This window comes from Vibrio sp. A37, from assembly GCF_059777565.1.
This window is the reverse complement of sequence record NZ_JBLNLI010000006.1, coordinates 123,706-137,763: the sequence shown is the minus strand read 5'-3', so window position 1 is coordinate 137,763 and position 14,058 is coordinate 123,706. Positions and strand designations below refer to the sequence as shown.

The window sequence follows — 14,058 nt, the reverse complement described above, 5'->3', positions numbered from 1 at the left end:
TCAGAAAACTTTCATTTTGGCTAGTTGAAAATAACTATTAATTGCTATTGAGAGATTATAGTAATTCAATGTTCTGTTTTTTTTGGTAATATTTTCTTGAGCTTATAATTAAGTTTTCAAGAAAAATAATATGCTCTACCTATATTCTTTTTGGTTATATTAGAAAAATAACGTCTACTAGCCTGTTAGTAAATTTACAAATCCTATTTGCATAGGATTTGCGTAATAAGAACATTTCCCATTCTTTAAATCATATATTCACCGCGTGTTTAATTTTGGTTTATATCCAGAGTCTTAATTATCTGGCTTTATCGGACTATTAACATACGGAGAACTGTATGAGGTATTTTATCTCTTTTGGGAAAGTTTCTATTTCCTGCTTTGTTTTGGCTTGTTCAACTTCTATTCTTGCACAAAATGTATTAGCTCAAGATAACTTGAGTGACTATCAAGCGCCGAGTCAGTCAGTTGCGCCAGTTAGCTACCAAGGTTTTGGTGTTAACTTTGCTCCCCAATGCGATTACAGCATTAGTCAAATAGATAAAGCTTTCAGTGTAATGGAAGGGGCTAATTTTAAAACACTACAAATAATGGGAGACTTTGACCAAGTTGACTCAGGAAGTGGTGTTTGCCTAAAAAATAGTGGAGGAATAAATAAAATATCTCAACAACAAGAACTTAAAAAAGATTTAATAAATGCGCCATCAACTATTAATAATATTAGCTGGGTTTTATTTTCTCCTTTTGATATGGAGACAGCAAGTGCCAATGGTGTAAATATTGATGCATCTGAAAGTGCTATCGATAATAATATTTCCAATTGGATGAATGAAAATGGTTTAACAACGATATGTAATAAAGAAAACCCTCAGTCAACGCCGAAAAACTGTGAAGTCGTTTTAGGTAATGAGCAGTTCTTTGTTCCTATTCAATCTGAGAAAGTTAACGGAAAGATCGTTTACTCCATAGACAACAATTATGGTACGTATGGTAATTATGCGTCATTGACCGAGTATGTAGAGAATGAATTGTCTCTTGGCTATTCTCTACAGGAGTTTGAGAAAGTCGCGACGCAAAAACATTTGGCGATAAGGTTTGCGATCAACTCTACTGAAGGTGATATGGCGTTGTCATATGGAAGTAACGAGCCGTCAGGGTTGCCTACTCGTCAGGCTGCAAAAAACAACGTATTAGTAAAGCCACAAACAGTGATATATCGTCCACTTATGTTAGACACTGTGACCTTAGATAAAACCACTAACGTGAATACTCCTACTTACCGCTTCTTCGATCCTAGCTCGCCAGACTTCAACACAAAATTTCCATTTCTATCTGTTGCTTACACGTCAATCAATCTCAATACACAAATCAAAGATAGTGTTTGGACAAGCTCTTGGCAGCAATCGCAGTTTAGTAAATTTAATCGAAATGTTTTGAACTATAACGGAAATTCAGGTGGCTATACTGGAAGATCCAGTTTGCTAACTTACTTTAATTCGCTGTTGAAGTGGGGAGGCACTTCAACGTCCAACCTGTCAAACGGGTTAACATATGCGGCTCATCTTTATCCTTTTTGGTATCAGGCTGTTAGAACTGATATCAATCACAATTACTCAGCAGCACTGTCTGCATTCAATTCGATGAAAAATAAAGACGGATTCGCTGATTTGTCTTTGCAAATTGGTGAAGCAGGTTACCCCACTTATCCTAAAAGTAACGACCTCGCTTATTCTAATTTTCCCGGTGCCGTGTCGTTTGAACAATTTCTGAAAAATATGGCCACGTTGCAATCTAGTACTAACAATTTTCAATCGATAGGCTACACATACAACAATCCTGTGTCGTCTGATCCCGAGGCAGAATCTGGATCGGAGAACTTTATACTTTATGATGCATTTGATGACGCGACGAGTGATCCGAATGTGACGACCGATGGGCCAAAGTGCTCATATGTTAATGAGAACTTCGGTTTATTCACAGGATTGAACAGCCACTTTTGCGACACCATCCAAACTCAAAATAATTGCGAAATAGGAGAAAATAAAGTGTCTTGTTTCGTAGGTACGCCGGACTTTCCATTTGTATCAGAAGCTAACCGACCGAATATAAATATTGTTAGCAATGCTGAAGGGAAGATCACTGGAACATTAGCAAAAGATATTGGTCAGGGAGCATCAACGACTTGGGATACTGATAAAACAGATTATTCGGTTAACTTTTATACTACCCAAGGTGGCGAAGTTGCACCAAGCAGCGTTAAAGCGGAACCAAGTTTTAAGATTGATAATATTAATCATACCTTGCAAGTCACGTTATGGGGATCGAGTAAAGCTCAATTGACTCAGCCGTTAGTGATGAAGATAGAAAACAAAGATGGAAGTATGGTTGCTAAAAGTAATCCAATTAATATCTACCCGAGCCAATATTTTGCATTTAACCCAAGCAAAAACATTGCTACAAGTTCGTCGGTTGATATTCAAGGAAATTGGGCACAAATCAATGGTAAAGCGGATACCAACCTTAGCGATTATACTGTAAAAGTTTATCCGATTAATGATGCGCAGCAGCCTCAATCCAGTCTAGTAGTCGCAGGAAGCAAAGCAGAGCTCAAATTATCAGGTTTGATGCTTGGACAAAGTTATGCAGTGCAAATGACCAATACGAAAATTGCTCCTTCGTATCAAAACCAATCGACGTTCGATATAACTTACAAAAATAGTCACTATATCGATTTTACATTATCTGGTATGAGTACAGTTTTTTATTCAGGCAATAGTCTAAATCTATCAGGCAGCCTCGCGAACTATAACAAAACGGGTATTGATACTGATCTTAGTCGATACACTTTGGATGTGACCAATAGAGGTCAGTCTAGTTCAGCTATTCAAGTGAGTGACGCAATTGATAAAGACGGTAAAAATTTAGATATTTCTCTTAGCGGATTACCATCTCAAGCGAGTGGAAATAATGTGGTTTTAACTGTCACTTACGAATATAAGTACGACGTAAAAACCGTATCGATTGACTTAGTGCCTGAAAGCGAAAGTCGACTTGATAGTTTTTATTGTCCATCACCAAGTAGTATCGCGTTTTCGAGTCAGAAAGATCTGCCATATTTATCTGCCTTGCCGCCGTCACAACCGCCGCTGCAGTATGAAACAGCGTTAGGTAGACCCGATCAGAATTGGGCAACTAACCTTCAATGGCCAGACGCAAGTAAGAACGAGTACAACGTGCTAAATAGTGCACCAATCCCAATTCTTAAAAAATCAAACAATGCAGCTGAGTGTAAATATGCACTGACTAATGGAGGATTTGTGATTTTCTCAACCCAAGGGACGTGGAAAGATTTGAGTTCAACCCAGCCTTGTTCGGTTGATGTTAAAGCAAGTGAATTTAAAAACTGTGTGCTATCGAACTAACCGAAGTATAAAGTTGATTATTGGCAATAAATTGCAAGTAAAGAATCTTCATTGATTCAAAACAGAAGGCAGAGAATATCTGCCCTCTTTATACTCACTTTGGCAGACGATACTTGTCAGGATTGCTTGATTTCGTTAACCGTTGAGTGAATCTCGCCGTCTTCAAGGCGAGTAATGATCTTGTCACCTTGATTGACTTGTTGTTGGCTAGTAATGACCTTGCCATCACGGGACTGAGTAATCGAGTAACCGCGTTTTAATGTTGCCAGTGGGCTGACTGTGTCGAGCTTTTCTGCTGCCATCGCTAAACGGTGCTGATAAGCGGTGAGAAGGTTTTCAGCATAGCGAATCAGTTTTTGTTCATTGTTGTCTAGCTTTACTCTTTGCTTAGCCAGTTGGGTAGCGGGTGAGTGCAGACGAAGCTGGTAGCTACAATTTCTTACCTGGGCTTTGGAATCAGATAAACGCCTTTGAATGGCATTTCTTAAGCGTAAATCCAGCTCGTCAACTTGCTGCGCTTGAACTTGTAACTTGTAGTTTGGATGTTGCTTATCCAGCCGATGTTGCAGCTGCAAGAAAGCTTGCTTTTGGACCAGTATGCTGCGATGCATAGCGTCACGCAGTTTACGTAAATTGGCGCTGACGGTTTGCGTTTTATAGCTGGTATCTTGGCTTACCAGTTCTGCTGCGGCTGAAGGTGTTGGCGCTCGTACATCTGCTACAAAATCGGCAATGGTGACATCAACTTCGTGGCCAACAGCGCTAACTATCGGGATCTGGCTAGCGGCAATGGTTCTGGCGACAATTTCATTGTTAAAACACCATAGATCTTCCAGAGAACCACCACCTCGGCCTACTATCAACACATCACACTCTTGTCTCGTATTGGCTCTGCCAATCGCTTGAGCTATTTGAATGGAAGCGTCATCTCCTTGAACCATCGTTGGGTAGATGATGACAGGTAAGCTCGGATCACGCCTTTTCAGTACGTCCAAAATATCGTGAAGTGCAGCGCCAGTTTTAGACGTCACCACTCCAATACAGCGAGGATGTTCAGGCAGTTCAACTTTGTTGGCTTGAGCAAATAGCCCTTCGCCAGCCAAGCGCATTTTTAATTCTTCAAACTGCTTTTGCAAAAGGCCATCGCCTTCTGGCTGCATGCTTTCGATAATAAGCTGATAATCGCCTCTAGGCTCATAAAGCGATAGGCGAGCGCGCACTAAAACCTGATTGCCATTTTGTGGTTTAAATGACACTCGACGATTGTTGCCACGAAACATCGCGCATTTAACCTGAGCGCGAGTATCTTTTAAAGTAAAGTACCAATGGCCAGAAACAGGGGCAGAGAAGTTAGAAATTTCGCCTACAAGCCAGACGATACCCATTTCGTTTTCAAGCAGTAAACGAACTTCAGAATTGAGGCGAGAAACAGTGAAAATATTTTGATTCGATTGCGGCGTCACAGGCAGTCACGTAGACGTGGATATGCAGAATAGCGCCAATATAATACATATCAAGGGGGCAAATGCAAATTAAAATCAAAAAAATGATTGGTAAAACGTTTGCGTCGGGCGTATAATCCCACCGCAATATCCAATCCCAATGACTTTATTAATAGCTTTATTAAAGCTTGGGGTAATCTTCTACCTATCCTTATTGTGAGATATTGCAAATGTTAAGAATTGCCAAAGAAGCGCTGACATTCGACGATGTATTATTAGTGCCAGCACACTCCACCGTTCTCCCAAATACAGCTGATTTACGTACTCGGCTTACTAAAAATATCACTCTGAATATTCCGATGCTATCAGCGTCTATGGATACTGTTACTGAAGCTCGCCTTGCTATCGCTCTTGCGCAAGAAGGCGGGATTGGTTTTATCCATAAAAACATGTCTGTTAAGCAGCAAGCTGAGCAAGTTCGCCAAGTTAAGATCTTCGAAGCTGGCGTGGTTGCGCATCCTGTAACAGTTCGTCCTGATGCGACAATCTCTGACGTTCAAGCGCTTACTGAAAAGCACGGCTTTGCAGGCTTTCCTGTTGTTACTAATGAAAATGAGCTAGTGGGTATTATCACTGGTCGTGATGTTCGCTTTGTTACTGACTTATCGAAAAAAGTAGAGTCAGTCATGACGCCAAAAGAGCGTTTAGCAACAGTAAAAGAAGGCGCCTCTCCTGAAGAAGTACAAGAAGAGATGCACAAAGCTCGCGTAGAGAAAATCCTAGTTGTGAACAGTGAGTTCCAATTAACCGGTATGATTACTGCGAAAGATTTCCACAAAGCAGAGCGCAAACCAAACGCCTGTAAAGATGACCAAGGTCGTCTGCGCGTAGGTGCTGCTGTTGGTGCTGGCGCAGGTAATGAAGAACGTGTTGCTGCTCTTGTTGAAGCAGGTGTTGATGTTCTACTTATCGATTCTTCTCACGGCCACTCTGAAGGTGTACTAAACCGTATCCGCGAGACACGTGCAGCATACCCAGATCTCGATATCATCGGCGGCAATGTTGCAACAGCTGCAGGCGCAAAAGCGCTAATTGAAGCTGGTGTCAGCGCTGTGAAAGTAGGTATTGGCCCTGGCTCTATTTGTACAACACGTATCGTTACTGGCGTAGGTGTTCCACAAATTACTGCGATTTCTGATGCAGCAGCAGTTGCAGCAGAGTTTGGTATTCCAGTTATCGCTGACGGCGGTATTCGTTTCTCTGGTGATATCTGTAAAGCGATTGTCGCTGGCGCATCATGTGTGATGGTTGGTTCAATGTTCGCAGGTACTGAAGAAGCTCCGGGTGAAGTTATTCTTTATCAAGGTCGTTCTTATAAAGCTTATCGTGGCATGGGTTCATTGGGTGCAATGTCACAAGGTTCTTCTGACCGTTATTTCCAAACAGATAACGCTGCTGACAAGCTAGTCCCAGAAGGTATCGAAGGACGCATCGCATACAAAGGCCGCTTAAAAGAGATCGTTCACCAACAAATGGGTGGTTTACGTTCAAGCATGGGCTTAACTGGTTCTGCAACTGTAGAAGACTTACGTACTAAAGCTGAGTTTGTTCGCATCTCAGGCGCTGGTATGAAAGAGTCTCACGTACACGACGTGCAGATCACTAAAGAAGCGCCAAACTATCGTTTAGGGCAATAATGCAAATTGCATAACCCGTTTTGCTACGAAAAGTTAAGTTACAACAGATTGATAAAAGATTGCCCAAATGACTAAAAATATTCATGACCAACGTATTTTGATCCTAGATTTTGGTTCTCAATACACTCAGCTAGTTGCACGCCGCGTTCGTGAAATCGGTGTTTATTGCGAACTATGGAGCTGGGATGTCGACGAAGCGGATATCCGCGAATTTAACCCGAACGGCATTATTCTTTCTGGTGGTCCAGAAAGCGTAACAGAACAAAACTCACCACGTGCACCACAATATGTGTTTGATTCTGGTGTTCCTGTATTAGGTGTATGTTACGGCATGCAAACTATGGCGGAGCAGCTAGGTGGTAAGGTTGCAGGTTCTGATGAGCGTGAATTTGGTTATGCTCAAGTTCAAGTTTCTGGTGCCTCTTCTATCTTTAAAGATCTTGAAGAAACGCAAGATGTTTGGATGAGCCATGGCGACAAAGTGGTAGAAATTCCTTCAGACTTCGTCAAAGCAGGCGAGACAGAAACTTGTCCATACGCAGCAATGGCGAATGAAGAGAAGAAATACTACGGCGTACAGTTCCACCCAGAAGTGACTCACACTAAAAATGGCCTACAAATGCTAGAGAACTTTGTTCTTGGTGTTTGCGGCTGTGAGCGCCTTTGGACTTCAGAATCTATCATCGAAGACGCGGTTGCTCGTATTAAAGAGCAAGTGGGTGACGATGAGGTGATTCTTGGTCTCTCAGGTGGTGTCGATTCTTCAGTCGTTGCGATGCTTGTGCACCGAGCGATTGGCGATAAGCTAACTTGTGTGTTTGTTGACAATGGCCTGCTTCGTTTAAACGAAGGTCAGCAAGTGATGGATATGTTTGGCGACAAATTTGGCTTGAACATCATCAAAGTTGACGCAGAAGACAGATTCCTTGACGCGTTAAAAGGTAAGTCGGATCCTGAAGACAAGCGCAAGACTATCGGTCACGTATTTGTGGATGTGTTTGATGAAGAGTCGAAAAAGCTTCAGAATGCGAAATGGCTTGCTCAAGGTACTATCTACCCTGATGTGATTGAGTCTGCGGCTTCTAAGACGGGCAAAGCGCATGTCATCAAATCTCACCATAACGTAGGTGGTTTGCCTGAAGATATGGAGATGGGCTTGGTTGAACCATTGCGCGAACTGTTCAAAGACGAAGTACGTAAGATCGGTTTAGAGCTTGGTCTTCCATACGACATGCTTTACCGCCACCCATTCCCGGGCCCAGGTTTAGGTGTTCGTGTTTTGGGTGAAATCAAGAAAGAATACTGCGACTTACTGCGCCGTGCAGATGCAATCTTCATTGAAGAGCTTCACGCTGCCGATCTTTACCACAAAGTGTCGCAAGCATTTACGGTGTTTTTGCCAGTTCGCTCTGTTGGTGTGATGGGTGACGGCCGTAAGTACGATTGGGTAGTATCACTGCGTGCTGTAGAAACTATCGACTTTATGACGGCTCACTGGGCACATCTACCATACGACTTCCTTGGTAAGGTTTCTAACCGCATCATCAATGAAATCGATGGTATCTCTCGTGTGGTTTACGACATCTCAGGTAAACCGCCAGCGACCATTGAGTGGGAATAATCACTACTGTTTCTTTGATTATAAAACTGATTAAAAAAGCCAGCTTTAGAGCTGGCTTTTTCTTTATCTAAATATTTAATTATCTGCATCAAAAGCACTATTAATGAAATCTTAAGTTTTGATAATATTTTGTGGATTTTATATTAGTGTCAATTATAAAATGCCGGCGTAAATTTTAAAATATTTTTGAGGTAATTGACATGTCAACAAAACTGGGCAATCCAGCTCCACTTGGCCTACTTGGCTTTGGTATGACTACGGTTTTACTTAACCTTTGTAATGCTGGACTAATGCCGCTGACTTCCGTCGTTTTAGCGATGGGTATTTTTTATGGTGGCATTGCTCAAATTATTGCAGGACTAATCAGTTACAAACGTGGTGACACATTTGGTACCACTGCATTCACTTCTTATGGCCTATTTTGGCTGACTTTAGTAGGTATTATCGTCATGCCTAAGATGGGACTTCCTGCGGCAACAGGTGCAGCAATGGGAGCATACTTGCTATTTTGGGGTATCTTCACTGCATTTATGTTTATTGGTTCTCTATGCTACCCAAAAGCGAAGCAAGTCGTTTTTGCTTCTTTAACGATTCTTTTTGTATTGCTTGCTATTCATGAATTCACAGGAAATGCTGCGATTGGTACCTTCGCTGGCTATGAAGGCATATTCTGCGGACTAAGCGCTATCTACTTTGCAGTTGCACAAGTTGTAAACAATGAGTTCGGACGTACAGTATTACCTATCGGTGAGAAAAAAGCAGTATCTGCACCGGTAGCAGCTTAATCACTTTAGAGTCAGCTAAACCCACATTAAAAAGGCTTGAGTAGATATCTACTCAAGCCTTTTTCTATATAAGTTATGTTGAGGGTTGCTGAATTTGATCAGCTTTACTATCTCGTTGCTCGCTGCTTTCTGGTTTTTGCTGATTTTTGAATTTTTCTTCCCAGTAATCAGCGCCTTTAATACCAAGTGTGACTGGGTCAAATGGGTAATGCTTAACACCACGTTTTTGTTGCTCTTCGTAGTCTTTCAGCGCTTTTAATGTGGGTTTGGACAGGAAGCAAATTATTAGAATGCCGACAATATTTAGCCAAGCCATTAGCCCTACACCAACATCACCTAAGGCCCATGCGAGATTTGCAGCTTTTACTGTACCATAGAAGGTCGCGGCAATAAGCACGACTTTAAGTGCAAACATGAGTCCGCTAACTTTAAACGTTCTACGGATATATGCGACGTTAGTTTCAGCAATGTAGTAGTAAGCTAAAATAGTTGTGAAAGCAAAGAAGAACAGAGCGAATGCGATGAATGGTTTTCCTACACCAGGGATGGCAGTATCGACAGCCATTTGAGTAAACACCGGTCCATTTGCGGTAATGTTTGAAGCGATATTTTGCACAAGGTAGGTACCCTCAGCTGCCCCATGGACATTAAATGCGCCGGTAATCAGAATCATAAATGCTGTTGCAGAGCAAACTAACAAAGTGTCTATATAGACAGAGAAAGACTGAACTAATCCTTGCTGTGCTGGGTGTTCAACATTCGCTGCTGCGGCTGCGTGAGGGCCAGTACCCTGTCCTGCTTCATTCGAATAGACACCACGCTTCACTCCCCAACCAATCGCAGCTCCGACTCCAGCCATTGGTGTGAAAGCATCAGAAATAATCATTGAGAAGATATGTGGAACAGCATTGATGTTAAGTAAGATAATGACGAAGGCTGTGATCACGTAGGCCAAAGCCATGAATGGTACGACAACTTGAGTAAAGTTTGCTATTCGTTTAACGCCACCAAAAATAATAAATGCGAGAAGTATAGAGATCACTGTGCCAGTAAAGACCTTAGCAAAACTAAATGTACCAATAGTCGTTTCAATTAATGGACCAGAACCAAATGCTGCTTCAACGGCATTACCAATGCTGTTTGATTGAACGCCCGGCAACAGAATACCTGTTGCGAAAATGGTAGCAATCGCGAAAATCCATGCGTACCACTTTTGCCCCATCGCTTTCTCGATGTAGTAAGCGGGGCCACCGCGGTACTCATCTCCGTCTTTTTCTTTGTATATTTGGCCTAAAGTTGATTCTGCATAAGCAGTAGCAGCACCTAAAAATGCCACCACCCACATCCAAAATACGGCGCCAGGGCCTCCGAAACCAATTGCAGCAGCGACGCCAGCTATGTTACCAGTTCCTACACGCCCAGAAAGTGAAACAGCGAGTGCTTGAAAGGATGAAATGCCTTCTGTTGAACTTTTACCTGATAACAGTAAACGCCACATTTCAAAGAAGTGACGTATCTGAACAAATTTAGTACGGAAGGAGTAAAAAAGACCGGCCCCAAGGCAAAGATAAATGAGCACTGGGCTCCAAATAATTCCATTTAGAAAGTCTACCACTGACTGCATAAAAGGTTCCCTTATTAATAAAAGATCACATTTTGTGCGAACAAACATTATACGGTTTAAAAATTTTTGTTAATGGTTTGTGTAATTTTGTTGGTGGTTTTGGCTAAGCAATGCGAGATAAAGCACAAAATTAACATTTTTAATACCATCTAAGATATTTATTTTATCTGTGTAATCAAATCAATATTGTCTCAAGAGCTTGGTGTATAAAAAATAGTCGATTTGATTCGCTAATAACGACAGTGGAATAAAATGCTATAAAAATTAGTTTTAACAAAATTAATATTTGTTATTAATGAAAAGGCTAACTGTTGGAGAGCGAGCAATTAATCTAGTTCTTGCTTAGAGTGGTTTAGAAAAAGTTATCCTTTTAATATTATGAATAATATAAATAAATAAGGTTAATCGTTTAAAAAAGTAGAGCGCAAAATGTTTTAAGCTGACACTTTTATATGCACCACCTACACTTAATACTGATTGGGGGCAGCGCATATGAAGTCAGAAAAAGGCCAATGCAGCTATCAAAATCCCGATGGCTGGTGCTGCGATGAATCTTGTGGCGATTCAGGTTTGTGTTATTGGCACGATCCTGAAATCGATAAAAGTAAAGATAATATAAAACACAAGGTCGAAGAATGGGCCGCAGCGGGTAAACCTTTAGATGGATTTCAGTTGGCCAAGACAGATTTAACAGATTTAAACCTTGTAAATCGAGGTAACAAGGCAGGCTTTAAGTGTAGGGGGGCTGATTTTTATCGCGCCGACCTAACAGGGGCTCATTTTTTTGGGCTGGATTTACGTGGAACATCGCTTATGAAAGCGAAGCTGTATGGGGCAAATTTGCATTGTGCACAGCTCGATAAATGCAATTTGCTAGGAGCTGATCTTTCCAAAGCTAGACTGGAAAATATAAATTGGGGAGCCGAACTCAAACAAGAAGCAGACGCAAAACAATCATTGAAACAAGGCAATAGGCTGCAAAGTATATCTTTATACCAAGAAGCAGAAGAAGTATGTCGGAACGTAAGAAAACAATGTGAGATTCAAGGTCTTTTTGAAACCGCAGGGTTCTTTTTTAAGAAAGAAATGCGTTTTAGGCGATATCAAATGCCTAGGTTTAGCTTTAATCGGTGTGTTTCAAAAATTGTTGATGCATTTTGTGGTTATGGGGAATCACCAATACGTGTGGTCATATTTTCTCTTTGCTTAATTTTCGCGTGTGCCGTTGCCTATTTTTTCTTAGATACAACGTCTGCACATCCTAAATATGAAGGAGTTGAAGGTTGGAGCTTCTACTTATTTGAGTTCCTGAATGCGCTCTATTTTAGTGTTGTAACGTTCACTACTCTTGGATATGGTGATATTTCACCTGTTGGATTTGCTAGGTTTATAGCAGCATTTGAGGCGTTTTTGGGTAGCTTCACAATGGCACTGTTCGTGGTTGTTTTTGTTAAAAAAATGACTCGTTGAATCTATATGAGGAACTCCATTAAACATATTCTTCTTGATGTATATAGATTAAAGAAAAACTATTTCTCAAAACGCTATAGAATGTAAAACCTAGCAGAACCTAAGCTGATAAGCTTATCGCTTTATTAACAGCTATATATTCTGATTAAGCATATATAGCTGTTGTTACAAATAATTAAGATCAGGCTCAATATTGAGAACGTATTAACTAACTAATTAATTAGTAAAGATTAACTTCTATAATCACTAAGGTTTTATGGCGATAAGCCTACTCAATACATGTCACGTAAACTTTTGTATTCCATTCTTTTTATACTATACCTTTAAGCAATAACAGAGAGATTGCTCTATTTCGTTTTTGTTTAGATATTAGGTGTGGCCACATGAAATTCAGTCATAAAGTAGCGATTCCAACACTCACTGCTGTCTTTGGTTTTTTAATTTTTATGATAATTATCAATTTAATACTTTCTCACAACGAAGAAAGGGTTAAAGAGGTCAAAAATATCTATTTCCCAGTTTTAGAATCCGCGACCGTTGCAAATGGAACCATAAAGCAGATAGAGCAAAGTTTTGAATCTGCAGTAACTTTGGGTGAAGAGGATGCGATTAAAACTGCAGAAGCGTCTTACAAGGTTTTAGTGGAAGAGCTTGGAAAAATTGAAAAAATATTACCGAGTCAGAGAAATACTATTACCGCAGTATCCAGTGTTGCTGAGCAATATATGACTCAAGGAAGAAACCTAGCTCAGGGAATTATCGATGAAACCATAGACATGAACCAAGTGAGGCCACTTGGAGAGAAATTAAATAGCCTGAAAATCAAACTAGAGCAAGATTTACAGCAACTGAAAAATAATAGTGATACTGCTTTCAACAAGGTCATCGAGGATTCACTGGAAACTTCTCAAAGTGCCAAAACCTATGGTTTATGGATAAGCGTTATTATTATTGTAAGTGTTTTAGTTGTTAGCATTTACACCATTCGTTCTTCTGTTCGATCTATTGTTCGTGTCAGTACGTCTCTTAGAGAAATCGCGGAAGGAGAAGGAGATCTGACAGAGCGTATTGAGTACAAGGGAAGCCAAGAAATCGAAGAGTTAGTTCATTGGTTTAATGTCTTCATTGATAAGCTTCAGACGAGTATTAAGTCAGTCCATGACAGTACTGCTGGGCTGGTGGAGATTATAGAGTTTTTGACTAATACCAGTTCAAGTACACAACAATCAATATCAACTCAGGAAAAGTCAGTCCATAGCTCGTCAGAAGCTATTGATGGAATGAGCCAAAGTGTTCATCAAATAGCTTCATTCGCAGATCAAGCTTCTGCGATTGCTAACGAAACCAATGAATCTGCTGTTACAGGTAAGCAAATGGTCAGATCGACTCTAGACGTTGTCCAACAACTGGCCGATGAAGTACAAAATACATCTGAAACGATTAAGAGCCTCGATAGCCATTCTAGTAGCGTGAGTACCATACTTGAAACTATTGAAAGTATTGCGGAACAAACTAACTTGCTGGCACTAAATGCTGCAATTGAAGCTGCTAGGGCAGGGGAGCATGGTCGAGGTTTTGCTGTAGTGGCGGACGAGGTTCGAACACTTGCATCTCGTACTCAATCTTCAACACAAGAAATTCAAGAAGTGTTATCTCAGCTTCAATCTTACTCTCGTTCAGCAGTCGAGGCGATTGGGCGTGGTACCTCTAAAGCGGAAGAAAGTGTCACTCAATCTGAAAAAGCTGATAACTCCCTAAATGAAATCACCGAAAAAGCGCAACAGATATCTGAGATTAATGGCCAGATAGCGACGTCTACTACTGAGCAAACAGAAGCGTCTAATCGTATTCAAGCCAACATAGATGAAATAGAGAAAGTGTCTGTTGAAGTTCGTAACAACACTAACGAAATGGATCAAATAACCAATCAGGTGAAGCTGGTTTCTAACCAATTACAAGTGGTTGTAAATCAATTTAAAGTCTGATTGATCAACAAG

8 protein-coding genes are annotated in these 14,058 nt (G+C 40.8%); 6 read left to right on the top strand and 2 right to left on the bottom strand.

The window, feature by feature from the left end:
- Positions 1 to 338: 338 nt before the first annotated feature.
- A complete protein-coding gene (locus tag ACM2FC_RS12475) occupies positions 339 to 3,422 on the top strand; it encodes a hypothetical protein (RefSeq protein ID WP_498481247.1) in 3,084 nt (1,027 codons plus the stop codon).
- Positions 3,423 to 3,538: 116 nt separating this feature from the next.
- On the opposite strand, the gene xseA is transcribed toward ACM2FC_RS12475, so the two are convergent.
- The gene (xseA, locus tag ACM2FC_RS12470; protein ID WP_498481246.1) at positions 3,539 to 4,885 is read right to left on the bottom strand and encodes an exodeoxyribonuclease VII large subunit; all 1,347 of its coding nucleotides are present in this window, start codon (positions 4,883 to 4,885) and stop codon (positions 3,539 to 3,541) included.
- Positions 4,886 to 5,094: 209 nt separating this feature from the next.
- Here xseA and guaB point away from each other — a divergent pair, with 209 nt between their 5' ends.
- The 3 genes from guaB to ACM2FC_RS12455 all read left to right on the top strand — a co-directional run bounded on the left by guaB (position 5,095) and on the right by ACM2FC_RS12455 (position 8,967).
- Positions 5,095 to 6,561: an IMP dehydrogenase gene (gene guaB / locus ACM2FC_RS12465; protein ID WP_498481245.1), complete on the top strand. Its 1,467-nt coding sequence runs from the start codon at positions 5,095 to 5,097 to the stop codon at positions 6,559 to 6,561.
- A gap of 67 nt (positions 6,562 to 6,628) precedes the next feature.
- The gene (gene guaA / locus ACM2FC_RS12460) at positions 6,629 to 8,182 is read left to right on the top strand and encodes a glutamine-hydrolyzing GMP synthase (RefSeq protein WP_498481244.1); all 1,554 of its coding nucleotides are present in this window, start codon (positions 6,629 to 6,631) and stop codon (positions 8,180 to 8,182) included.
- Between the two features lie 200 nt (positions 8,183 to 8,382).
- Complete coding sequence (locus tag ACM2FC_RS12455; protein WP_498481243.1) at positions 8,383 to 8,967, top strand: acetate uptake transporter; 585 nt, start codon at positions 8,383 to 8,385, stop codon at positions 8,965 to 8,967.
- A 73-nt stretch (positions 8,968 to 9,040) separates the two neighbouring features.
- On the opposite strand, the gene ACM2FC_RS12450 is transcribed toward ACM2FC_RS12455, so the two are convergent.
- Entirely contained in the window at positions 9,041 to 10,591 is a 1,551-nt protein-coding gene (locus ACM2FC_RS12450; protein WP_498481242.1) for an alanine/glycine:cation symporter family protein, read from the bottom strand.
- Positions 10,592 to 11,083: 492 nt separating this feature from the next.
- On the opposite strand from ACM2FC_RS12450, the gene ACM2FC_RS12445 reads away from it, so the two are divergent.
- On the top strand, positions 11,084 to 12,061 hold the full coding sequence (locus ACM2FC_RS12445; RefSeq protein ID WP_498481241.1) for an ion channel: 978 nt from the start codon (positions 11,084 to 11,086) through the stop codon (positions 12,059 to 12,061).
- A 383-nt stretch (positions 12,062 to 12,444) separates the two neighbouring features.
- A complete protein-coding gene (locus ACM2FC_RS12440) occupies positions 12,445 to 14,046 on the top strand; it encodes a methyl-accepting chemotaxis protein (RefSeq protein WP_498481239.1) in 1,602 nt (533 codons plus the stop codon).
- Positions 14,047 to 14,058: the final 12 nt, after the last annotated feature.